Genomic DNA, 21,659 nt, shown 5'->3' with positions numbered 1-21,659 from the left:
CATGCTGCCTGAAGATCAAAAGCGCATCTTGGGGTACTTCATTGAAGAAGCCAAGGATCATCTCAACACCATCGAGCAGGGGTTGCTGAACCTAGCGGCCACCGTCAATGACTCTGAGATGATGAACGAAGTGTTTCGGGCGGCCCACTCGGTGAAGGGCGGAGCGGCCATGCTGGGGCTGAACAGTATTCAGCGCACCAGCCACCGCATGGAGGACTTTTTCAAGGTGATGAAAGAGTCGACCGTACGCCCCGATCGCGACCTGGAAACTCTGCTGCTGCAAATCTTTGACGGGCTGCAAGAGCAGCTGGAGCAGCTGCAGAGCCCCTTTGGCCTCACCAACGATCAGGCTCAGGAAATCATGGCTCCCCTGGAGCCGATTTTTGTACAGGCCGAGGCTCACCTCGAAGCACTGGTAGCCGCCGCCCCAGCCGCCGTTCCCGCCGCTGCGCCGCCGCGTCCCGCAACAGTAGCGGCAGCACCTCACCCCGAAACCAGCGCCCTTCAGCTTGTGTTTCGTAGCGATGTTCCAGCACTGCTGCGAGATATGCTGTCCACCTTTAAGCAGCCCGACAACAGCATCTCTCGCCAAGCCCTCAATCGCCTGTGCCAGCGCATGCACAGCCTGGGCGAACAATTTGAGCTGGTTCAGTGGTGCACCCTGACGCAGGTGGTAGAGAGGGCGATCGCAAATCCAGCCCAGACCTACCGCTCCCTAGCGCCAGTGGTGATCAAAGACCTGAAGCAGGCCCAAGACCAGGTGCTAACCGGAGCTAGCGGCCAAGTAGCCGCCTCCAAAGCACTCCAAGACCTGCTACCTGTTCAAGTTGAGCCAGACCTAGCTAGCGACGACTCCACCCTCGATGCACTGCTGGCCGAAGCGCTTAACGACGACGCTGACGGGCCTGACCTAGCCGACTTGTTTGCCGCCGCTGAGGAAAGCGATGCCGACGATCTGACCCTAGACAGCCCTGAAAACTGGCTGGATGACCTAACCCTAGACAGCCCCGAAAACGTAACCGAAACCGGTTTAGAGTCGGTCTTTGGCCAGTTTGATGGCTCGCTGCCCTCTGAACCCACAATGCCCCAAGGAACGGCTGGCAGCATCGGTCCAGAGGTGGGGGCTGCAGAGCTAAACAGTCTAGCCGACTTGTTTGAAGGTGCCTCCGATAGCCTGGCCGACATTTGGGAAGAAGATTTATCAGAGGTCTCCCCCGACGATTTAGACCCAGACAATGGCGTAACCGCCGATCGCGACGACTCTGAGTTCGCCGATTTGTTTGCTACTGAGGCGGCAGATCGAGAATCTGATACTGCCGAAAATCCTGCCATTGACGATATGGCTAGCCTATTCGGATACGATCTCGATGCCGGATCAACCGAGTCTCCTTCAGGCAGCGAGCCGGCCCTAGGGCCCGACCAGGCGGTCGATTTGCCCACTGAAGATGCAGCATCGGTTTCTATGGCCACGGCCGGGGCAGAAACCGCCGTAGACCCTCTGGCTGATTTTCTTGACGATGCGCCCAGCTTTGTCGCAGAGGCCAGGGTCGACGTTCCTCTAGATGATTTTTTTGCTCTGGATGAGTCTGCCGAGGCTCCTGCGGCCAACGGCGACAGCGACGAAGTCGATAGCTTTTTTGATGCCCTCTCCGATGACGATTTCATCGACGATGACGATGCCCACACTATGCCTGAGCTGCACTTAGAGCTCGATCTAGATAGCTCAAGCAGCAATAGCTCTGGAGCCGACAACGGGCTTTTTAGCCGTGAGTCGTCGAGTCTGCTCACCGCAGACAGTCATGCCCCTGAGTCCGAGACAGCGGAGGCAGAGGCTACAAACCTCTTTGGCGAAGCCGATCCCTTCTTAGATGACCCCTTTGGGGAACTAAACCTGACCGACAGTGCCTTTGATCTCGCGTCTGACGATGTCTCTGATGAAGCCACCGTTGAGCCTGAGCTAACAGCAACTGAGGCCGATGCCAGTTTTGACATCCCCACCAATGACAGCGACGAGGCTGAGCTGACCGCCGCATCATTTGAGAGCGATGGGATCGGGTCTGAAGGCTCGGCTGAGGACGCAAGCTTTACCGATTTAGAAAACCTGCTCGACGAATCCACCCTTGCGTTTGATCAACTGCCCAATTCAGACGAATCTCTGCACGGTGAACTAGGGCTGCCAGATGATGCCTTCGCCGATGTGTTTGAGGGGAATGCCCACAGCAGCAACGGCTATACAGAGGCTCTCTCTACCCCCGTGAGTCAGGGCTTCGACGACTATAGTCTCGATGACAACAGCTTTGACGACCTAGAAGCCCTGCTTGGGGAAGATCCTCCGGTCACCGATCCAGCAGCCTCTAGTCAAACAGACAGCGGGCTCCCCATACCTTTCCCCAGTGGGTCTAGTCTGACGACTGGCGATCGCCCCATAGACAACAACGGCGATGACGAATTTGACGACCTTGAGAAATTGTTGGAAGAAGCCGACCAGCTAGGCGGCTCGGCTCCATCTATCGGTTCCCGCCGAGCGGCATCGGTGCAGTCAGCCCGGCGATCGCCCCGGCGAGCCACCAGCACCACCGACCAAACCATGCGCGTTTCGGTGGGCCACCTTGACACTCTCAGCAATCTGGTGGGAGAACTGGTGGTCAACCGCAACTCCCTAGAGCAAGACCAGGAACGCCTGCGGCAGTTTCTAGACAACCTGCTGCACCAGGTCTCGCAGCTCAACGACGTGGGCCAGCGCATGCGCGATCTGTACGAGCGATCGCTGCTGGAAAGCTCCCTAATTGCCAACCGCCAGGCCTTTGCCCTAGGGGTTTCCTCCTCAGATCGGGGGGGCAACAGCCACGCCACCGGAGCCACCTTCGACGCCCTTGAGATGGATCGCTTCACCGGCTTCCACACCCTCTCCCAGGAGATGATTGAGCTGATCGTGCGGGTGCGGGAGGCATCGTCGGACATTGAGTTCACCATCGACTCCACCGACCAGATTGCCCGCCAGTTTCGCCAGGTGACCACCCAGCTGCAAGAGGGCCTCAACAAGGCGCGCATGGTGCCCTTCGGTCAAACCGCCGATCGACTGCCCCGCGCCGTGCGCGATATTTCCCTCAGGTGCGGCAAAGAGGCTCAACTCGTGGTCGAAGGGCGCGACACCCTAATCGACAAAATGATCCTAGAGCGCCTCTACGACCCCATGACCCACCTGGTCAACAACGCCATTACCCACGGCATTGAGTCGCCCGAAGAGCGCCTGGCCAATGGCAAAGGGCGAGAAGGCACAATTACCGTACGGGCTTTCTACCAGGGCAACCAGACTGTAATCTACATCGCCGACAACGGCGGTGGCATCAACCCAGCGGTGGTCAAGGCCAAGGCCCTCAAGCAGGGGCTGATTACCCCCGCCGAAGCCCAGACCATGACCGAAATTGAGGTCTACGACCTGCTGTTTTTGCCGGGCTTTAGCACCCGCGACCAGGCCGATGATTTCTCCGGGCGCGGCGTCGGCATGGACGTGGTGCGAACCGCCCTATCCGACATTCGCGGATCGATCACCATCGAGTCTGAAGTGGGCAAGGGCACCAGCTTTACCATTCGTCTACCCCTCACCCTCAGCATTACTAAAGCCCTCAGCTGCGTCAACAACCAGGCCCGCATCGCCTTCCCCATGGATGGGGTTGAGGATATGTTTGACGTGCCCAAGGAGCGCATTCAAACCGATGACCAGGGCCACGCCTGCATCCTCTGGCGCGATACGCTGCTGCCCTTCCGCCCACTCAGCGACCTGCTGCGCTTCAACCGCAGTCTGGGTCGGGGCCGGGTCTACGGTGGCCCCCAAGATGAAGACGTTATCTCTATGGTGGTCTTGCGCAGCGCCAGCACCTTTATCGCCCTTCAAGTCGATCAGGTCATTGGCGAGCAGGAGATTGTCATTAAACAGCTAGAAGGGCCAGTGCCCAAGCCCATCGGTATTGCCGGTGCAACGGTGCTAGGGGATGGGCGCGTCATGCCCATTGCCGATGTGCTGGAGCTGATTGACCTGGCCAGCGGTCGCCTGCGCCGCGATGCTTCGACCTCGCTGTGGACGCAGACGGTGGATGAGGAGCCCGTCGAAACCGTCGCCCACACTGACCCAACAGTGCTGATTGTGGACGACTCGATTACGGTACGCGAACTGCTGTCGATGAGCTTCAACAAGATCGGCTACCGGGTCGAACAGGCCCGCGACGGTCAGGAAGCCTGGGAAAAACTGCGCTCTGGCCTGCCCTGCGACCTGGTCTTCTGCGATATTGAAATGCCTCGCATGGACGGCCTAGAACTGCTCTCCCGCATGCAGAAAGACAGCGCCTTGAGCCAGATTCCGACGGCGATGCTGACTTCTCGAGGAGCCGATCGCCACCGGCAGATGGCGGTGGATCTGGGGGCCAAAGGCTACTTTACCAAGCCCTATCTGGAGGAAATGCTGCTGGATGCAGCCAAGCGCATGCTCCAGGGCGAGAACATGATCCGGCGGAAGATAGCTGAGGAATCCGAAACCTAGGGGCTGGCAACCGTTAGTTGTAGTAAAGGGCGAATTCATTGGTCGAATGGCTCGGTGTGGGCGAGCGCTTGACTGACGACGATCGCGCTGTTTAGCGACAGCAGTTCAGGTTAGGATCACAGACATCTTGAGCAGTATGGGCCATGACCGTAGCAGAGCGATCGCGCATTGACTGGGCACCGATCATTGACGCCTTTACGGTCGCTCTCGGAGGCGATCGCGTGGTGCGCCGCAAAGAAGAAATTTTGGTCTACGAGTGCGACGGGCTGACGAGCTACCGCCAGCGGCCCGCCGTGGTGGTGCTGCCCAAAACCACTGAGCAGGTGGCGGCGGCGGTTAAAATCTGCGATCGCTTTCAGGTACCCTTTGTGGCGCGGGGTGCAGGCACTGGCCTCTCGGGCGGGGCACTGCCTATCGAAGACTCGGTGCTGATCGTCACCGCCACCATGAACCAGATTCTCTCGGTGGATCTGGAGAACCAGCGGGTGGTGGTACAGCCGGGAGTAATCAACAACTGGGTCACCCAGGCGGTCAGCGGTGCGGGCTTTTACTATGCCCCCGACCCCTCTAGCCAGTCGGTGTGCTCGGTGGGCGGCAACGTGGCCGAAAACTCGGGCGGAGTCCACTGCCTCAAGTACGGGGTGACCACTAACCATGTGCTAGGGCTCAAGGTCGTGCTGCCCACGGGCGACATTGTCAACCTCGGCGGCGAGGTAGCCGAAACCCCTGGCTACGATCTGTGCGGGCTCTTCGTTGGCTCCGAAGGCACCCTGGGCATTGCCACTGAAATTACCCTGCGCATTCTCAAAGCGCCCCAGTCGATTCAGGTGCTGCTGGCCGACTTTACCTCGGTAGAGGCCGCCGGGGAGGCGGTTTCAGCCATCACCAGCGCGGGCATCATCCCCGCTGGTATGGAGATGATGGACAATTTTAGCCTCAACGCGGTGGAAGATGTGGTGGCCACCAACTGCTACCCCCGCGATGCGGCGGCGATTTTGCTGATTGAGATTGACGGCTTGCCAGCGGAGGTAGCGGCGACGGGCGATCGCATTGCCAACCTCTGCCGCCAAAACGGTGCCCGTACCATCACCGTCGCCACCGACCCAGAGGAGCGTCTGCGGTTGTGGAAGGGTCGCAAGGCCGCTTTTGCCGCCATGGGCAAGCTCAGCCCCGACTACTACGTGCAGGATGGCGTGATTCCCCGTACCCAACTGCCCTACGTGCTTAGGGAAATTGAGGCGTTGGGTAACAAGCACGGATACCGGGTAGCCAACGTTTTCCACGCAGGCGACGGCAATTTGCACCCGCTGATTCTCTACAACAACGCCATCCCCGATCAGCTGGAGCAGGTGGAAGAGCTGGGGGGCGATATTCTCAAGCTGTGCGTGCGGGTGGGCGGCAGCATTTCGGGCGAGCACGGTATTGGGGCCGACAAGCGCTGTTACATGCCCGATATGTTTTCGCCTACCGATTTGGAAACCATGGGCTGGGTGCGACAGGCCCTTGACCCGGATCTGCTGGCAAACCCAACAAAGCTACTGCCTACCCCCCGCACCTGCGGCGAAGCAGCTCGCAGCGTAGCGGCAGCGGCCCTACCCGAGGTGGAGCGATTTTAGGGGCAGCCGTTTTGGTAGCTTGACGCTAAGGCTGTGGCTTACTCAACACAAACTGTTCTAAATCGTGGTGATTTCCCTTCCAAAAGCCGCGTTCTTTCAATATCCCCTGGCTTTGCAAGCCTAGTTTTTTAAGCAGCTGTTTAGAGGCCAGGTTGTCAACCATTACCTCTGCAACAATGCGATGCAAATTTTCTACCTCAAAACCATAGTTGAAGATGGCGCTCAACGCTTCTGTCATGATGCCTCGCCGCCAAAATTTACGGGCCAGTTCGTAGCCCACTTCTGCCTGACTGGCTGTCCTATCCCAGGTGAATCCGCACGAACCGATTAAATTGTTGTGCGGTTTGAGGGCGATCGCCCAGCGAATACCGCGATCGCCCTTAAACCCCATTTTTCGACGCTCAATGACTTCTCTAGCTTGGTCAAGATACGTGAAAGTATCGAGGTCGTGAAACCGCGTCACCTGCGGGTCAGAAAAGAGAGAGAAAACAGCTTCGGCATCGGCTTCAGTGGCCTGACGTAGCCACAGGCGCGGGGTCTCAAGGTTGGGGAAGTCTTGCATAGCTTAAAACCGATTCGTAGTGCTCAACCGTGGGAAAAGGCTCGTAGAAATGGTGTAGCAGCGATCGCCAGGCTTGATACTCTGGCGATTGTCGAAACCCTACTGAATGGTCTGTTAAGGTCTGCCAACGCACAAGCAGTAGGTACTGATTTTCCGTTTCAATACAGCGCTGCAACTCGTGAGAAATATATCCTGGCATAGCGGCAATGATCACAGAGGCCGTCTCAAAGGCAGACTCAAAGGCTAATTTTGCACCAGGTCTAATCGTTAAAATAGCAGCTTCTAATATCATTAAAACAAGTCCCAAAATTCTTTTGCTATGTTGTTTGCCTTTGCGGCCTGAGTCAGGCTCAAGATTTTCTTTTCGTTGCTAAAAATAGAGATCAGTCTACCTCATCCAAAAGTCATAGAAGCGGCCTCATTCTCCGGGTAGATACAGGCTGGCAGATCTCGTCCTAGGGTTGTATCAGTGATAAGTAAGTGATCCAAACATTCTGCTTACTCAATTCGCTCAATTATTCTCAATGGAGGCTTCTATGTCTAACCCCAGAGTTGAAAGCGATAACTACGATCCCCATATTATTCCGGCGGAAACTGCTGCCCGCAAAGAGCGCGAGGGTACCGACTTTAAGCAGCCGCGCGATGACAACAATAGTATCGACACCAGCAGCGGCCAAACGGTAGACAAGGAAGGGCTGGCCAACAACTACCCCATTGAGCCCGAAATGTATATCAATGAGCCCGGCGACCTGCGCGAGGAAGAGGAAGCCAAGAAAGCCCAGCGGGCTGCTGAGCTGAGCGAAATTAACCAGACCGATGAGACTGGCAAGGTGACCACCGACTCAGATGAGCGTAGCAAAGGCGTGGGGCGAATCTAACCTGTGCTGAGAATGTAGCATTCTTGTAATGCTTGATACGCTAGTGCGATCGCAGCGCGATAATGGGGATAGGCCTAGCGGTCGTCCCCATTGCTCTTTGCGTTACCTTTTGGCGTTATTTTAGGCCATCACCGCAATGACCCCAGCTACCCTACGAGAACTGGTCAATCGCTACTATCAGGCGGGTGCCCGCGACCTGCACGGGCTGAATTTGCAGGGGTTAAATCTGGCCGCAGCCCACTTGGCCAATGCCGATTTGCGCCGCACTACCCTGACTCGGGCCAACCTCTACCAGGCCGATCTAACCCACATCGATGGCTACCAAATCACGCTGGCCCAGGCCGATCTGCGCGGTGCCTCCTTGGCCAATGCCGTTCTGCGCGAGGCCGATCTGCGCAAGGCTCACTGCCACCGCGCCACCCTGGTCAATGCCGATCTACGCAGCAGTTGCCTTGACCACGCCGACTTTAGCCATGCCAACTTAGAGGGGGCCAACCTGACTAAAGCCGACCTCTCCCACGCCAATCTCTACTGGGCCAACCTGCGTTATACCAATTTGACCGGGGCCAACCTGACTAAGGCCAACCTCACGGGCGCTAAGTTTTGCCAAACCATCATGCCTGACGGCAGTATTCGCAATTCTGAATGTGCTGTCGTTTAGAACGTTCTGTCTCTGTAACCTACCCCTTCCGTGGGCTACGCGAGTCAGCTCAGTGAGCAATTCCTCCTAGAGTGTTTATTCTCAGGATTTTGGTGAGTTCTCTATGGCCAACCTACGGGTTTTGTTAATGTCATCCCCCATGGGGGGATGTTAGCCTGTGGGAAATGACCCCTCCACAGAACAGGCACTATGGTTGCAACCCCCGACGTTATTCAAGCGTCTGCATCTCACTCCCACCCCTCATCCTCCGGCGATAGCCGGGTAGCGGTGCTGCTGATGGGCTATGGCGAAGTCGAAAGCTACGAAGACTTTGCCAACTACAACGAGCAGGCGCTAAACCTCCTAACGGCAAAATTTGCCCCGGTGCCCACCTGGGTGTACCCCCCCCTGGCCAAGGTGCTGGCCGCCTTCGACCTCCACGAGTGGAGCCACCAGCACGGCAACTTTATTTCCCCCCACAACGCTATTTTTGAGGCCCAGCGGGCCGGTATTGAGGCCAATCTGCAAGAGCGCTGGGGCGATCGCATTAAAGTTTTCAAAGCCTTCAACTTCTGCAAACCCTTCCTGCCCGACCAGGTGCTAGAGCAAGTCAAAGCCGAGGGGTACGACAAGCTGTTGATCTATCCCCTGCTGGTAGTGGATTCTATTTTTACCAGCGGCATTGCCATCGAGCAGGTAAATCAGGCTTTAGTCAAGCTTTCCGACGGCACCGAGCATTGGGTTAAGGGAACGCGCTACATTCCCTCTTTCTTCGACGCGCCCGACTACATCGATCTGCTGGCCACCATGGTCGAAGAAAAAATCAAAGACCACCTGGCTGTGGCTCACCTGCCCTCCCAAACCGGCATCGTGCTGATGAACCACGGCTGCCCCCACGAGGCCAAAGGCTTTACCTCCGGCATTGACGAGAGCCAAAAGCTCTACGACAAAGTGCGCGATCGCCTGATCTACAAGTACCCGCTGATCTCCGTGGGCTGGCTCAACCACGACACCCCGCTGATCAAGTGGACTCAGCCCAACGCTGACCTGGCTGCCCGAAACCTAATCGACCTGGGGGCCACCGCCCTGGTGTTTATGCCCATCGGCTTCGCCACCGAAAACCACGAAACCCTGCTGGATGTTGAGCACATCATCGAAGGGCTGCGCCGTAAGCATCCCCACGTCACCTATGTGCAAATGCCCTGCGTCAACGATCGCCCCGACTTTTTGGCGATGGCCGCCACCTGGGCCGACAAACACATCGCCGATCTGCTGGAAGAAGAGGCTCTAGCCATCAATCCTGCCCTGGCGGTGTCGCAGGCGGCGGCGGTGCACAGCCACCATGGTCACACCCACGACCACCACCTACCTGGTCACGATCATGGTCACAGCCATGACCACGGGCATCACCACTAGCACCAGATTGTTCTTCAGCGCCTGAGGGGAAAATACTCTTTCAGGCTCTAAATGACGATACGCGCATAGGAGCGGATGAGCGTGACTTGCCCATCCGCTTAACGACCATATTGGGAAGAGTAATCGGGCTGAGCACTACGGCTAGACCCAGAAAAGCCCAGCCACTCAAGCGGCTTTTAGGATTCGATGGGTCGGTCAAAAACGAGCCGATGGCCAGAAGAAAAACCATCAGCGATGCCAATAGATAAAGCTGTAGGGCCATAGTGTTTTGCGGTTAATTGCTCTATCTCTAGCCTGCCCAGGGCCAATCGCTCTAGACATGGTGAAGATACCGAACTTTCTGTGATGTCAACGCCTACCAACGCCAAGCACTATCCGATGAGTAAGCATGACTTAATATTGCTCGACTGAGTGCCCCTGTTGACAGCAGCGCGATCGCTGGCACAGAGCACCAAGTCGTGACAAGCCCGAACAAACCCGCTAGAATCAGCCGTTAATACAGGTGTTCTAAGCGATGGATGGGTTATGCCAGTGAGTTCCAGCCAAATTAAAGCCCTGCTCGACCAAAAGCGGGATGCCTTTAGCGCCTTTAGCCGGGCTAAGTTTGAGCTGCTCCACGCCTACCACCGGGCATGGATCGAGTTTGCAGCTCTGCCCCACGGGCGGCAGACGGCTCAACTCAACCGCCACACTGGGCCTGTGGGTGCTCGCCCGTTAGAAGAAATTGCCGCCGAAAAGGGCATTTTGCCCTTTTTCTTTACGGAATCTGGCCCGGTGGGCGATCGCTGGACAAACCGCGAACAGAGCGCCCAGTGGGTGCAGACTGTCCTACAAGACATCACCACGTTTGCGGTGGATGGCTCCCAAATCTCCCCCGGCAAAGACATCTCTATCCCCATTGCGCTGCTGCAAATCGGCTGGTTTGAGAACCCCCACAGCGCCACTCGGCCCTACAAAAAAGATGTGCGGGTTGACCTCATGACCCCCAGCGATCTAGGGCCAAACCCAGCTCAGCCTGTGGAGCGCCGAGTCAACATTCGCCGCTTTCAAATGGAAGTGGCGCGGCTGGTGGAGTACATCAATGCCTGCGAAGAGCCCGAGCGCACCCTGGTGTTTTTCGACGGAGCGCTGGTGGTTACCTTTGCCGAAGCCTTTGACCAAGAGAGCCAAACTGCCTACGTACAGTCAATTCTGTCATTACTGGAGGCCAGCGATCGCCGCCGCGTGCCCCTGGTGGGCTATGTCGATACCTCCTACGCCCACGATCTGACCGGCATGCTGCATCACGCCTACGGCCTGGAGGCCACCGAGGGCATTCACGATGCCCAGCTCTTGGCTCGGCTGATGGAGTGGGGCGATCGCTCGGCGGTGTTTCAGTGCGATCGCGGCGGCGTTCTAGATCAGTACAACGACTACAGCGACCAGATTGCCTTTACCTACCTCAAAACCACCCGCGACGGCTACCCTGTAAGGCTCGAAATGCCCCGCTGGATGTGGGAAAGCGGCCACATTACTCAGTACCTCAACTGGGTGCGAGGCGAAGTCATTATCGGCGGCGGCTACCCCTACAGCATTGAAACCGCCGACCAGACCGCCGTACTCCAGGGCCAAGACAAACACCTCTTTCTGCGAGTGCTGCAAGATTGGGCCGATCGCGAAGCCATCAACCTGCGGCTCTCTCGCAAAATGGTCAGCAAACAGCGCCGCCGCTAGCGGTAACCATAAAGTCTCTGTGAACCGCCCTTAAACTCCGTATTTTGCCCTACACGCTCTATTACGGAGAGTGTTTAAGTAAAGGAGTACACCAAAAAACCTATATCTGTCTCGGAGAGACCATCAGACGCAAACGCCCCCTTGTCGTCTATGGCTACTGCCTACAGTGCCTACTTAAGGAGGATTTGCCCGGTATGAAAGCATTCAAAATATTGAGCGTTGCCCTATTGTTCACTGGCCTTTTGGGGTCAATGGCACCCGAGGCCTTTGCAAAGGGAAACTCTGGCAAAGGCGGTGGCGGCGGTGGCGGCGGTAGCCAGCCTGCGGCTCCCCTGACCTGTGCTAACGGCTCAGCCACCAGCAACCCCCTCGCCGGAGGGTCTTCGCTGAGCTATACCCAATGTCTCAATCCAGTATCGGGTAACGACGTCAGCAGCACAATTGCCGCTGACCTTACCGCCTTTCTCGACAATACCCTAGGGGACGGCTGGGTGTTTGACGGTAAGTACGAGGGCGGGAAAAACTCCTCCGGCCCCAACGACTATGGCTTTAGCTGGGTTCAGAATGGCAAGGGCAGCGGCACTTGGTCAGTGTCTGACACCCTCACCTCTCCGTTCGTGATCAGCCTGAAGGCCGGCAACGCCTATACCGCTTATTACTTTGACAGCGTTGCTAGCTTTAACGGCGGTACTTGGGCCACCTTCGACCAAAAGGATCTGTCCCACGCTTCGCTGTTTGTAGCCCAAGGCGGTCTCCCCCCCGAGGAACCCAACGCCACCGTCCCTGAACCAGCCTCTACCGCTGCCCTAGTGCTGGTGGGTCTGAGTGCTGCGGGCCTAGCTCGCAAAAAGCAGGGGTAGGTTTCGCCCTCAATCTCTGATCATTGCCCACTACTATTGCCCACACGGCTCCGGCGACTTACCCTTCGTCGGAGCTTTTCTGTGGAAAGGCGCTCAGAAGCTTGACCCTGTGGTTGAATCGGAGGATAGCGCGCTGAGAACTACCGCCGATGGCCGAACCAACACCACACACCCGCCAGGAAACTGACAGCATGGGGGCGATCGCCGTGCCCAGCGATCGCTACTGGGGAGCCCAGACCCAGCGGTCTATTCGCTATTTTTCCATTGGCCAAGACAAAATGCCGCTGGAGGTGGTGCATGCGATCGCCCTCACCAAAAAAGCCTCAGCCCTGGCCAACGCTGACCTGGGCAAGCTACCCCAGGAGAAGGCCGACTTAATTGTGCAGGCCGCCGATGAGGTCAGCCATGGAACCCTGGACGACCATTTTCCTTTGCATGTGTGGATGACCGGCAGCGGCACCCAGTGCAACATGAACGTCAATGAAGTGATCGCCAACCGGGCGATTGAGCTGGCTGGCGGCCAGATGGGCAGCAAAACCCCCATTCACCCCAACGACCACGTCAATATGTCTCAGTCGTCCAACGATGTGTTTCCCACGGCCATGCACATCGCCGCCGCCCAGGCTCTCGTCCGCAGCCTATGTCCTGCCATCACCCAGCTAAGAAATGCTCTTAACGAGAAGGCCGAAGCCTGGAGCGACATCGTCAAAATTGGGCGCACCCACATGCAAGACGCGGTACCCCTCACCCTGGGCCAGGAGTTCTCAGGCTATGTGGGCATGCTCGACGACAACCTCAAACGCATTGAGGGATGCCTGCCAGGGCTGTACGAACTGGCCCTGGGGGGCACGGCGATCGGCACCGGCATTAACGCGGGGCCAGGTTTTGCAGAAGCCACCGCCGAGCACATTGCCGCGATCGCCGGACTGCCCTTTGTCAGCGCTCCCAACAAGTTCACCGTTATGGGTGCCCACGATGCCGTGGTGATGGCCAGCGGCGTGCTCAAAACCCTGGCGGTGTCGCTTTACAAGATTGCCAACGACATTCGCCTGCTCAGCTGCGGCCCTAGGGCCGGGTTCGCAGAGCTACAGCTGCCAGAGAACGAGCCCGGGTCATCGATCATGCCGGGGAAGGTCAACCCCACCCAGTGTGAGGCCCTGGCCATGGTAGCGGTGCAGGTGATGGGCTACGACGCGGCGGTGGCCTTTGCCGGAGCCAGCGGCTATCTAGAGATGAACGTCTACAAGCCAATGATGATCTTCAACCTGCTGCAATCAGTGCGGCTGATGGCCGACAGCTGCCACAACTTCACTGAGTTTTTGGTCGCAGGCATGACCCCCAACCTAAAACGAATCGACCAGTATGTGCAGCAGTCACTGATGCTGGTTACGGCCCTTAGCCCAGCCATTGGCTACGACAAGGCCTCCCAAATTGCCCACCACGCCTTTGAGCACGATCTCACCCTAAAACAGGCCGCGCTGGCCCTCGGCTACGTCTCAGAATCGGAGTTTGACCGGCTGATTGCGCCCCGCCGCATGACCCTGCCTTGAGATCCAGAGCCGCATGGCATCCCTCCAGTGGGCACTTCTGTGGAATGTTAAGGACTGTGTTGATTTATTCAGGTTGCTCAGGTTCGCGACAGCCATTCCCGTATGATCATGCTTAAAGTTTGTAAATTTTCCTAAGATTCTGGAGATTCAAACGTGTCTCTTCCGCTACTAAACTATTCCCCGTCCAGCCAAAATCAGCGCGTTGCTGCTTACGAAATCGGCGGTGATGAACAGCCTAGATTTTACTCTTCCGATGACCTGTACGACACCAGCGACATGGATTCGCTGGTTGAGGCGGCCTATCGGCAGATGTTCTTCCACGCGTTTAAGTGCGATCGCCAGCCTTTTCTGGAGTCGCAGCTGCGCAATGGCCAAATCACCGTGCGTGACTTTATCCGTGGCCTGGCGCTGTCGCCCACCTTCTATAGCAGCTTCTACGAGAAGAACAGCAACTACAAGTTTGTTGAACACTGCGTCCAAAAAATCTTGGGCCGCGATGTGTACAGCGATCGCGAAAAAATTGCCTGGTCTATCGTCGTCGCCAACAAGGGCATCAAAGGCCTAGTCGATGAGCTCCTCGACAGCGAAGAGTATCTCACCAGCTTTGGCTACAACACCGTGCCCTACCAAAAGCGTCGGGTGCTGCCCGGTCGCCCCGAAGGCGAGCGCCCCATTCACATCAAGAACCCCCGCTACGACGCCTACCACCGCAACCAACTGGGCTTCCCTCAGATTGTGTGGCAGTCCCAGGTCAAGCGGTATGTTCCCCAGGAGAAAAAAGTTACCGCTGGCAACCCCCAAGGCTTTTTGGGCATGGCCCGCAGTATTGGAGCCAGTGGTGCGGCACCTGCTCGTGTATCTACCAGCGAAATCAACATCGCCACCGCTGTGCCTTACCGCAAAGTGTCGATGTAACTCAGTTCAGCAATAGCCTTCTGGCTATGTTTCTAGAGCACCATGGGGGATGTGAGCGATCGCTCACATCCCCTTTTATTATGAGTCCCGCGCATCGTTCATCAGCGGCTACCCAATCCTTCACCCAGCCCGAGATTCAGCAACCTCTACGGCACGCTCCTCCCACAACAGGGGCATGGGCAAAAAAAAATCCCCTGGCGATCGCCAGTGGGACTTTTCAGGGTGCATCTACCATTCACCTTTTCGCCTAAGACGAGGCTTCATCCGGAAAAGTTGCCATAGAATTTCAGCCTAGTTTGAACTCTCGATATCGCGCAGCACCGCCGCCTGCTCGCGGAGAGAAGCGGCCCAGTCTTCAGACCCGCTAGCTTCAAACAGAGTAGCCGCCTGCTCAAAATCGGCTATGACCAACTCTCTCGCCTCTAAGGGAATATCCTCTGGCCCTTCTACTGCATCGCCTTGCTCCACATACACCTGCCCCAGAATGGCCTGGGCCCGTCCTAGATAGGCCGATGACTGGTCTGGGTCAATCCCGATCGCCTCAGTGTAAGCAGCAATAGCCTCTGGGTAGTCTTCGGCCAGGGCGAAGGCTTCGGCCTCGGCATAGGTCGTCTCAAATTCAGTAGAGGTGCGCACAATGAGGTCATAGTCGCCACCCTGACCCGAAAATGACCGAGCCACCACAGTGTAGGTACCGTCTTCGGGCAGCTCGACAATAATGGTTGAGTTTAAAGTGCCGCCAAAGTCATCATTAGTCGCAATTTCAGCCTCCCCTGGCCCCGTTAGCGACAACACTGGATCAAAGTCCTCACTCGCTAGGGTGATCGTCATCACCTGACCAGCTGTGCCCTCAAAGGTATAGGTAGACTCTGCCGGATAAATGGTGCCTGCCTCTTCTAGCACAGTGTCGGCGCGGGCAACCAGCGTTGTCGGGCCAGCCAGCAGCCCCACCAGAGCTACAGGCGCTACTACTCCCACAGGAAACAACCGTAGAAAACCCATGCAACCTCCCCAAGGGAAACGACGAACACACAAATCTGCCATGCAGCCTAGCACAAGCCCGACCTGGCCTGAGACAACGTTAGAGGTGTCGCAGCAGGCTATGGTAATACTGGAGCCATATGACTTAGCCTGCCTATGCCCCCCATACATCTCATCGTGACGACTGGTCTAGGAATAGTAGCCGTTTTAGGAAATAGTGCTCTAGCCCTGCCACCCCACGACGACATTCCCGAAGAAATTTTGCGCACAGAGATTATTACAGAGGCGCGATCGCCCCTCAACGGAGAGCCGATCTCGGCGGCAGACTACGCCGCTCTGCAAGAACATCTGCGTGACCCCAACACTGAGCCCGTCGTTAACCCTGAAATTGCTCAGCTGATTCAGCTTCTGCAGCTTAGACGTACCCTCAAACCCATTCTCCCTTTCTTACGATAGGGGTCAAATAAGCCAAGATCCGCGAAAATTTCCCTGTGGGAATCGCTAAGTTTTGTTACTCTATTCCGCAGATAGTAAATTTACACAGACCGTTATATCCCCCTGTGGACCTTTAATAACATGCCTGCAACCGTTGACGCTGAGCAGATTGACCGAATTGTCTGGAACCAACACCATGACCCTTTTGAGATTTTGGGGCCGCACATGGTGCAGCAAGATGGTCAAACCGTTTGGGCCGTAAGGGCCTATTTACCCCAGGCCGACAAAGCCTGGGTGGTGCTGCCAGAAGAGCACAAAGAAGTGCCTATGGAGTCTAACCATAACCCCCACTTCTTCGAATGCGTGCTGCAGGTTCAAGATCTGGCCAACTACCAGCTTAAATACGTCATTGGTGACCATGTCCACGTCATCTATGACCCCTACGCTTTTAAGACCCGTGCCATCACCGATTTCGATATCCACCTCTTTAGCGAGGGTAACCACCACCGCATTTACGAAAAGCTAGGCGCGCACTTCACCGAAGTCGAAGGTGTCACCGGCGTGTACTTCGCCGTGTGGGCTCCCAACGCTCGCAATGCATCAGTGCTAGGCGATTTCAACTATTGGGATGGCCGCAAACACCAAATGCGCCGCCTCTCCAACGGCATCTGGGATTTATTTATTCCTGGATTAGATGTTGGTGCCCACTACAAATACGAAATCAAAAACTACGACGGCCATATCTACGAAAAGTCTGACCCCTATGGCTTTCAGCAGGAAATTCGCCCCAAAACCGCTTCTATCGTCACCGATCTAGACAGCTATGCCTGGCAAGATGCCACCTGGATGGAAAAGCGGCGTCAGACCGAACCCCTGACCCAGCCAGTCTCTATCTACGAACTCCATGTCGGCTCCTGGCTGCATGAGTCATCGGCCAGCCCTGCCCTGCGCCCCGACGGCAGCCCAGAGCCAGTCGTTACGGTGGCCGAGCTTAAACCGGGAGCCCGGTTTCTAACCTATCGAGAGCTAGCGGATCGGCTGATTCCCTACATCAAAGAGCTGGGGTTTACTCACATTGAGCTCCTGCCCGTCGCCGAGCACCCCTTCGATGGCTCCTGGGGCTACCAGGTTACCGGCTACTACGCCGTCACTTCCCGCTACGGGACGCCCGAAGACTTCATGTACTTTGTCGACCAGTGCCACGCCCACGACATTGGGGTAATTGTTGACTGGGTGCCAGGCCACTTTCCCAAGGATGGCCACGGTCTGGCATTCTTTGACGGCACTCACCTCTACGAACATGCCGACCCCCGCAAGGGTGAGCACAAGGAGTGGGGCACCCTGGTGTTTAACTACGGGCGCAACGAGGTGCGCAACTTCTTGGTGGCCAACGCCATTTTTTGGTTTGAAAAGTACCACATCGACGGAATTCGGGTCGATGCGGTGGCGTCGATGCTCTACCTCAACTACTTCCGCAAGGACGGGGAGTGGGTGGCCAACGAGTATGGCGGCTGTGAGCACATTGAAGCCGCAGACTTTCTCCGCCAGGTAAACCACGTGCTGTTTACCTATTTCCCCGGCGTGCTCTCGATCGCAGAAGAATCAACAGCCTGGCCCATGGTTTCTTGGCCCACCTACGTCGGCGGGCTAGGCTTCAACCTGAAGTGGAATATGGGCTGGATGCACGACATGTTGGACTACTTCAACATGGATCCATGGTTCCGACAGTTTCACCAGAACAACGTCACCTTCAGTATTTGGTATGCCTTTACCGAAAACTTTATGCTGGCGCTATCCCACGACGAGGTGGTGCATGGCAAGAGCAATATGTTGGGCAAAATGCCGGGGGATGAATGGCAGAAGTTTGCCAACCTGCGCTGCCTCTATACCTACATGTTCATGCACCCGGGCAAGAAAACCCTGTTTATGAGCATGGAGTTTGGCCAGTGGAGCGAGTGGAATGTCTGGGGCGATCTAGAGTGGCACCTGCTTCAGCATCAGCCCCACGCCAGCCTCAAGTATTTTATGGGCAAGCTCAACGAGTTTTACCGCAGTGAACCGGCGCTGTTTACCCAAGATTTTGACCAGGCTGGCTTTGAGTGGATTGACTGTAGCGACAACCGCCACAGCGTGGCGGCCTTTATCCGCCGTGATAAGGGCAGTGACGACTTTGTGGTAGTGGTGTGCAACTTTACGCCCCAGCCTCACAGCCACTACCGGGTGGGCGTACCCGAGCCGGGCTACTACAAGGAGCTATTCAACAGCGATGCCCGCGACTTTGGCGGCAGCAACATGGGGAATCTGGGTGGCAAGTGGTCTGAGGACTGGTCTTTCCACAACCGCCCCTATTCACTCGATCTGACGCTGCCACCGCTAGGGGTGATTGTGCTGAAGCTGACTTCAGAAGAAACCCAGAAAGCCTTATCAGATCAGTAATGGTGGGTTAGCTAACCCGAGGCTTTTATGCAACCCCGCATTACCGTCATCACCCTTGGCGTGGATGATTTGGCGCGATCGCTGCGTTTCTACCGAGATGGCCTAGGCCTCTCTACCGAGGGCATTGTGGGTGAGGAGTTTGAGTATGGAGCCGTGGCTTTCATCGACCTTCAATCAGGTTTGCGGCTTGCGCTTTGGCCCCGGGAGAGCATTGCCCACGATACGGGGCTGTCGCGAGGTGTAGCCAGTTCAACGGAATTCACCCTAGGGCACAATGTGGGCTCTAGGGAGGAAGTCAATGCCGTCATGGAGCAGGCAAACACCGCTGGTGCAATTATCGTTAAACCTGCCCAGGAGACGTTTTGGGGTGGTTATGCGGGGTATTTTCAAGACCCAGATGGCCACCTTTGGGAGGTGGTGTGGAATCCGCAATGGGCGGCGCTAGATTGAGCGTTTCCAATGCACCAATCTAAGATAAATCCTGGATTGGTTTGCTGGAGCACGGTTAGCGATGTAGTCATTGAAGGCGCTCACCCCACCTATGGGCAAAACTCCCTACGATTGGCTAGATCGGTCTTTAGAGGCGCTGCATCGCGCCCACCGGTATCGTTCGGTGCAGGCGATCGAGGGTATGGCAGGGGCTGTGATTCAGCGCCAGGGACAGACCCTGGTGAATTTTGCCAGCAACGACTACCTGGGGCTAGCCAGCGACCCTCGGCTGGCGGAGGGGGCGATCGCGGCCATTCACACCTACGGCACTGGCAGCACCGGCTCTCGGCTGCTCAGCGGCCACCGAGAGCTGCATGGGGAGCTGGAGCGGGCGATCGCCATCCTCAAGGGCACCGAGGATGCGATCGTGTTTAGCTCGGGCTATTTGGCCAATATGGGGGCGATCGCCGCCCTAGTCAGCACCCCAGATCTGATTTTGGGCGACGAGTACAATCACTCTAGCCTGAGGGCAGGGGGGAAGGTTAGCGGGGCCACAGCCCTGGACTATCGCCATGGGGACGTGGCCCACTTGAAAGAACTATTGGAGACCCACCGCGATCGCCACCGCCGCTGCCTGATCACCACCGACAGCGTATTCAGCATGGATGGTGACCTGTGCCCGCTGGCAGAAATTCTGACTGTGGCAGAAACCTACAGCGCTATGGTGCTCGTGGACGAGGCTCACGGCACGGGAGTGTTTGGCAAAGGTGGCTCTGGGGCTGTAGAGCACCTGGGCTGCACCACCCATCCTTTGGTCACAGTTGGCACCCTCAGCAAGGCCCTAGGCAGCCTGGGGGGCTACGTAGCTGGGTCTGCCCAGCTGATCGATTTTCTCCGCAACCGCGCTCCAGGCTGGATTTACACCACAGGCCTATCTCCAGCGGACACAGCAGCGGGCCTAGCGGCGGTACAGATTATCCAGCAAGAACCCTGGCGCCGCGAAGTACTCTGGCACCGAGTGAACTACCTCATTCAACAGATTGATCAAATCTTGGCAGAGTCAGCAGCAGAGCCCTTTCGGCTACGGCGCTTGCCGTCGGCTTCGCCCATTATCTGCCTGGAGGGCATATCAGCGGAGGCTATCTTGACAGCCAGCCAGCAACTGCAATCGGCGGGCCTGTGGGTCGCAGCGGTAAGACCGCCTACGGTGCCCACGAGCCGCTTGCGAATTACGCTAATGGCTACCCATAAACCACATCACCTAGACCAGCTAGTGGCTGAACTACAGACTCTGATTAAGGGTTAAACGCCTAGCGTTTTGATCCCCAGCGTCGCTGCTTCTGACGGGCGATGGTTTTACGCTTCTTCTTTTCGATGGGGGTTTCGAAATGGCGATTTTTCCGCATGTCCGAAAAAATGCCGGCCCGAGCTACTTTGCGCTTAAAGCGCCGCAGGGCCGATTCAATATTTTCGTCTTCTCCCAATACAACCTGGGCCATTAGTTCTCCTAAAAATCTGCTAACGCGGATAAAGCAGCGCTCTAGTAGCGTCAGCCTAAAATCCTTGGGGCACCGCCAGTGCGATACCCTCTCGACAACGCCCGAATGTTATGGGTGTGGCCAAGCGTACTCAGCCACACCCTGTTGCTTAGCGACGGCTGTTCCAGCCACCGCCGCCACCACCGCCGCCACCGCCACCGCGAGATTCTCTGGGGCGAGCTTTGTTGACCTTCAGATCGCGACCCATCCACTCGGCCCCGTCTAGGGCCTCAATGGCTTTGTCTTCATCGGCTTCGCTTTCCATTTCAACAAAAGCAAAACCGCGAGGACGACCGGTCTCGCGATCGGTAGGCAGGCTAACCCGGCTAACGGCACCATATTCGGCAAAGACCTCGGTGATCTGGTCTTGGGTGGCGGTAAAGGCCAAATTCCCTACGTAAATCGACATGGATACATCTCCAAATAGAGAGAGAAGGAGTAGAAAGTTATCAAGGAGATGTACTCAACTAAGGACTAAGCCAAGCCGGTAATGCAACTAACAACTTGCTTGTCACACGATAGCACAGGGCTACCTTGTGACCAGTATGGGGCGTTGGCGTAGCCGCTCCGGAGGAGCATCGCGCGATCGCCTATCAGAGACGTCTAATCCTCTGGCAGCACCCATTTGGGCGGCTGAGAGGCCCGCTCCATCATTTTGCGGCGCACGGCCTCGTCGGCCATCGCGAGCATTTGATCGAGGGGGGTGTCAGAAATAAATTTTGACGCTTCGGCAGTGTACTTCAGGTTGGGGCAGTCGTTCCCCAGCACACAGCCGTCTTTACAATCTACCGCGCAATTAACCGCCATTGTCTTTTTTCAAGCCTCATAACGTCAGCGTTAGGGCAAAATCGATTTTTAAAGGCCCCTCAAAAATTGTAACAACCCGCGCCCGCGCCATTGTGTAGAGAATTTCCCTGGGGCAGATCTAGGCCAGGGTAGAGTTAGCAAAATGCGTTACGAGGTTGCCATGAGCCTACCCCCTACTGCTCAGCCCCGCTGGCCTTTGTGGCTGTTGGGCACAACGCTACTGCTGCTGCTGGGCATGGCCTACTGGTATTGGATCGATCCGGCGCTGCTGAATCGGCTGGTGCCGGGGGCAGGATAGAGGATTTGGGGTTTGGAAGGCTGCCTCAAGGTTTTTCCGGTAGCATCG

Annotated in this window: 21 protein-coding genes; 14 read left to right on the top strand and 7 right to left on the bottom strand. The window is 56.7% G+C overall.

Annotated elements, in window-relative coordinates; translation table 11 throughout:
• Nucleotide 1 precedes the first annotated feature (1 nt).
• Entirely contained in the window at nt 2–4,537 is a 4,536-nt protein-coding gene (locus VB780_RS14410) for a response regulator (protein ID WP_323351856.1), read from the top strand.
• A gap of 143 nt (nt 4,538–4,680) precedes the next feature.
• Nucleotides 4,681–6,153 carry a glycolate oxidase subunit GlcD gene (gene glcD, locus VB780_RS14405; protein WP_323351855.1) on the top strand — a complete coding sequence of 491 codons (1,473 nt, stop codon included), beginning with the start codon at nt 4,681–4,683 and terminating at the stop codon, nt 6,151–6,153.
• A 25-nt stretch (nt 6,154–6,178) separates the two neighbouring features.
• Here the strand turns inward: glcD and VB780_RS14400 are convergent, their stop codons facing one another.
• Nucleotides 6,179–6,715, bottom strand: coding sequence for a GNAT family N-acetyltransferase (locus VB780_RS14400; protein WP_323351854.1), 537 nt, complete (start codon nt 6,713–6,715; stop codon nt 6,179–6,181).
• Nucleotides 6,693–7,022: an antibiotic biosynthesis monooxygenase gene (locus tag VB780_RS14395; protein ID WP_323351853.1), complete on the bottom strand. Its 330-nt coding sequence runs from the start codon at nt 7,020–7,022 to the stop codon at nt 6,693–6,695. The genes VB780_RS14400 and VB780_RS14395 overlap by 23 nt, the downstream gene beginning before the upstream one ends.
• A 229-nt stretch (nt 7,023–7,251) precedes the next feature.
• Here VB780_RS14395 and VB780_RS14390 point away from each other — a divergent pair, with 229 nt between their 5' ends.
• The 3 genes from VB780_RS14390 (at nt 7,252) to VB780_RS14380 (ending at nt 9,649) form a co-directional block, all read left to right on the top strand.
• Nucleotides 7,252–7,593 (top strand): hypothetical protein, encoded by a 342-nt coding sequence (locus VB780_RS14390; RefSeq protein WP_323351852.1) that lies wholly within the window; start codon nt 7,252–7,254, stop codon nt 7,591–7,593.
• A gap of 136 nt (nt 7,594–7,729) precedes the next feature.
• Nucleotides 7,730–8,254 (top strand): pentapeptide repeat-containing protein, encoded by a 525-nt coding sequence (locus VB780_RS14385; protein WP_323351851.1) that lies wholly within the window; start codon nt 7,730–7,732, stop codon nt 8,252–8,254.
• Between the two features lie 189 nt (nt 8,255–8,443).
• The gene (locus tag VB780_RS14380; RefSeq protein ID WP_323351850.1) at nt 8,444–9,649 is read left to right on the top strand and encodes a ferrochelatase; all 1,206 of its coding nucleotides are present in this window, start codon (nt 8,444–8,446) and stop codon (nt 9,647–9,649) included.
• 40 nt (nt 9,650–9,689) lie between these two features.
• On the opposite strand, the gene VB780_RS14375 is transcribed toward VB780_RS14380, so the two are convergent.
• Nucleotides 9,690–9,911 (bottom strand): hypothetical protein, encoded by a 222-nt coding sequence (locus tag VB780_RS14375; protein ID WP_323351849.1) that lies wholly within the window; start codon nt 9,909–9,911, stop codon nt 9,690–9,692.
• A 263-nt stretch (nt 9,912–10,174) separates the two neighbouring features.
• Between VB780_RS14375 and VB780_RS14370 the strand changes: the two genes are divergently transcribed.
• The 4 genes from VB780_RS14370 to VB780_RS14355 all read left to right on the top strand — a co-directional run bounded on the left by VB780_RS14370 (nt 10,175) and on the right by VB780_RS14355 (nt 14,687).
• Complete coding sequence (locus VB780_RS14370) at nt 10,175–11,362, top strand: DNA double-strand break repair nuclease NurA (RefSeq protein WP_323351848.1); 1,188 nt, start codon at nt 10,175–10,177, stop codon at nt 11,360–11,362.
• A gap of 194 nt (nt 11,363–11,556) precedes the next feature.
• Nucleotides 11,557–12,222 (top strand): PEP-CTERM sorting domain-containing protein, encoded by a 666-nt coding sequence (locus VB780_RS14365; RefSeq protein ID WP_323351847.1) that lies wholly within the window; start codon nt 11,557–11,559, stop codon nt 12,220–12,222.
• A gap of 149 nt (nt 12,223–12,371) precedes the next feature.
• Nucleotides 12,372–13,772, top strand: coding sequence for a class II fumarate hydratase (fumC, locus tag VB780_RS14360; protein ID WP_323351846.1), 1,401 nt, complete (start codon nt 12,372–12,374; stop codon nt 13,770–13,772).
• A gap of 153 nt (nt 13,773–13,925) precedes the next feature.
• The gene (locus tag VB780_RS14355) at nt 13,926–14,687 is read left to right on the top strand and encodes a phycobilisome rod-core linker polypeptide (RefSeq protein WP_323351845.1); all 762 of its coding nucleotides are present in this window, start codon (nt 13,926–13,928) and stop codon (nt 14,685–14,687) included.
• Nucleotides 14,688–14,978: 291 nt separating this feature from the next.
• Here VB780_RS14355 and VB780_RS14350 read toward each other — a convergent pair whose 3' ends face one another.
• A complete protein-coding gene (locus VB780_RS14350; RefSeq protein WP_323351844.1) occupies nt 14,979–15,689 on the bottom strand; it encodes a pre-peptidase C-terminal domain-containing protein in 711 nt (236 codons plus the stop codon).
• 135 nt (nt 15,690–15,824) lie between these two features.
• Here VB780_RS14350 and VB780_RS14345 point away from each other — a divergent pair, with 135 nt between their 5' ends.
• The 4 genes from VB780_RS14345 (at nt 15,825) to bioF (ending at nt 20,274) form a co-directional block, all read left to right on the top strand.
• Complete coding sequence (locus VB780_RS14345; protein WP_323351843.1) at nt 15,825–16,124, top strand: hypothetical protein; 300 nt, start codon at nt 15,825–15,827, stop codon at nt 16,122–16,124.
• A gap of 120 nt (nt 16,125–16,244) precedes the next feature.
• A complete protein-coding gene (glgB, locus tag VB780_RS14340; protein ID WP_323351842.1) occupies nt 16,245–18,539 on the top strand; it encodes a 1,4-alpha-glucan branching enzyme in 2,295 nt (764 codons plus the stop codon).
• Between the two features lie 27 nt (nt 18,540–18,566).
• On the top strand, nt 18,567–18,989 hold the full coding sequence (locus VB780_RS14335) for a VOC family protein (RefSeq protein ID WP_323351841.1): 423 nt from the start codon (nt 18,567–18,569) through the stop codon (nt 18,987–18,989).
• 91 nt (nt 18,990–19,080) lie between these two features.
• Nucleotides 19,081–20,274, top strand: coding sequence for an 8-amino-7-oxononanoate synthase (gene bioF / locus VB780_RS14330; protein ID WP_323351840.1), 1,194 nt, complete (start codon nt 19,081–19,083; stop codon nt 20,272–20,274).
• Nucleotides 20,275–20,278: 4 nt separating this feature from the next.
• Here the strand turns inward: bioF and rpsU are convergent, their stop codons facing one another.
• The 3 genes from rpsU to VB780_RS14315 all read right to left on the bottom strand — a co-directional run bounded on the left by rpsU (nt 20,279) and on the right by VB780_RS14315 (nt 21,313).
• On the bottom strand, nt 20,279–20,467 hold the full coding sequence (gene rpsU, locus VB780_RS14325; protein WP_073608157.1) for a 30S ribosomal protein S21: 189 nt from the start codon (nt 20,465–20,467) through the stop codon (nt 20,279–20,281).
• A 148-nt stretch (nt 20,468–20,615) separates the two neighbouring features.
• Nucleotides 20,616–20,915: an RNA-binding protein gene (locus VB780_RS14320; RefSeq protein ID WP_323351839.1), complete on the bottom strand. Its 300-nt coding sequence runs from the start codon at nt 20,913–20,915 to the stop codon at nt 20,616–20,618.
• Nucleotides 20,916–21,109: 194 nt separating this feature from the next.
• On the bottom strand, nt 21,110–21,313 hold the full coding sequence (locus tag VB780_RS14315) for a hypothetical protein (RefSeq protein ID WP_323351838.1): 204 nt from the start codon (nt 21,311–21,313) through the stop codon (nt 21,110–21,112).
• 160 nt (nt 21,314–21,473) lie between these two features.
• Here VB780_RS14315 and VB780_RS14310 point away from each other — a divergent pair, with 160 nt between their 5' ends.
• A complete protein-coding gene (locus VB780_RS14310; RefSeq protein ID WP_323351837.1) occupies nt 21,474–21,611 on the top strand; it encodes a hypothetical protein in 138 nt (45 codons plus the stop codon).
• The last annotated feature ends 48 nt before the right edge of the window (nt 21,612–21,659 follow it).

This window comes from Leptolyngbya sp. CCNP1308 (genome assembly GCF_034932455.1).
Classification (GTDB): domain Bacteria; phylum Cyanobacteriota; class Cyanobacteriia; order Phormidesmidales; family Phormidesmidaceae; genus Nodosilinea.
This window is presented reverse-complemented; position numbering and strand designations above follow the sequence as displayed.

What these genes read in the sequence shown, in the direction of transcription:
- VB780_RS14410 (WP_323351856.1), top strand. Translation starts at nt 2, where the DNA reads ATGCTGCCTGAAGATCAAAAGCGCATCTTGGGGTACTTCATTGAAGAA.
- glcD (WP_323351855.1), top strand. Translation starts at nt 4,681, where the DNA reads ATGACCGTAGCAGAGCGATCGCGCATTGACTGGGCACCGATCATTGAC.
- VB780_RS14400 (WP_323351854.1), bottom strand. Translation starts at nt 6,715, where the DNA reads ATGCAAGACTTCCCCAACCTTGAGACCCCGCGCCTGTGGCTACGTCAG.
- VB780_RS14390 (WP_323351852.1), top strand. Translation starts at nt 7,252, where the DNA reads ATGTCTAACCCCAGAGTTGAAAGCGATAACTACGATCCCCATATTATT.
- VB780_RS14385 (WP_323351851.1), top strand. Translation starts at nt 7,730, where the DNA reads ATGACCCCAGCTACCCTACGAGAACTGGTCAATCGCTACTATCAGGCG.
- VB780_RS14380 (WP_323351850.1), top strand. Translation starts at nt 8,444, where the DNA reads ATGGTTGCAACCCCCGACGTTATTCAAGCGTCTGCATCTCACTCCCAC.
- VB780_RS14375 (WP_323351849.1), bottom strand. Translation starts at nt 9,911, where the DNA reads ATGGCCCTACAGCTTTATCTATTGGCATCGCTGATGGTTTTTCTTCTG.
- VB780_RS14370 (WP_323351848.1), top strand. Translation starts at nt 10,175, where the DNA reads ATGCCAGTGAGTTCCAGCCAAATTAAAGCCCTGCTCGACCAAAAGCGG.
- VB780_RS14365 (WP_323351847.1), top strand. Translation starts at nt 11,557, where the DNA reads ATGAAAGCATTCAAAATATTGAGCGTTGCCCTATTGTTCACTGGCCTT.
- fumC (WP_323351846.1), top strand. Translation starts at nt 12,372, where the DNA reads ATGGCCGAACCAACACCACACACCCGCCAGGAAACTGACAGCATGGGG.
- VB780_RS14350 (WP_323351844.1), bottom strand. Translation starts at nt 15,689, where the DNA reads ATGGGTTTTCTACGGTTGTTTCCTGTGGGAGTAGTAGCGCCTGTAGCT.
- VB780_RS14345 (WP_323351843.1), top strand. Translation starts at nt 15,825, where the DNA reads ATGCCCCCCATACATCTCATCGTGACGACTGGTCTAGGAATAGTAGCC.
- glgB (WP_323351842.1), top strand. Translation starts at nt 16,245, where the DNA reads ATGCCTGCAACCGTTGACGCTGAGCAGATTGACCGAATTGTCTGGAAC.
- VB780_RS14335 (WP_323351841.1), top strand. Translation starts at nt 18,567, where the DNA reads ATGCAACCCCGCATTACCGTCATCACCCTTGGCGTGGATGATTTGGCG.
- bioF (WP_323351840.1), top strand. Translation starts at nt 19,081, where the DNA reads ATGGGCAAAACTCCCTACGATTGGCTAGATCGGTCTTTAGAGGCGCTG.
- rpsU (WP_073608157.1), bottom strand. Translation starts at nt 20,467, where the DNA reads ATGGCCCAGGTTGTATTGGGAGAAGACGAAAATATTGAATCGGCCCTG.
- VB780_RS14320 (WP_323351839.1), bottom strand. Translation starts at nt 20,915, where the DNA reads ATGTCGATTTACGTAGGGAATTTGGCCTTTACCGCCACCCAAGACCAG.
- VB780_RS14315 (WP_323351838.1), bottom strand. Translation starts at nt 21,313, where the DNA reads ATGGCGGTTAATTGCGCGGTAGATTGTAAAGACGGCTGTGTGCTGGGG.
- VB780_RS14310 (WP_323351837.1), top strand. Translation starts at nt 21,474, where the DNA reads ATGAGCCTACCCCCTACTGCTCAGCCCCGCTGGCCTTTGTGGCTGTTG.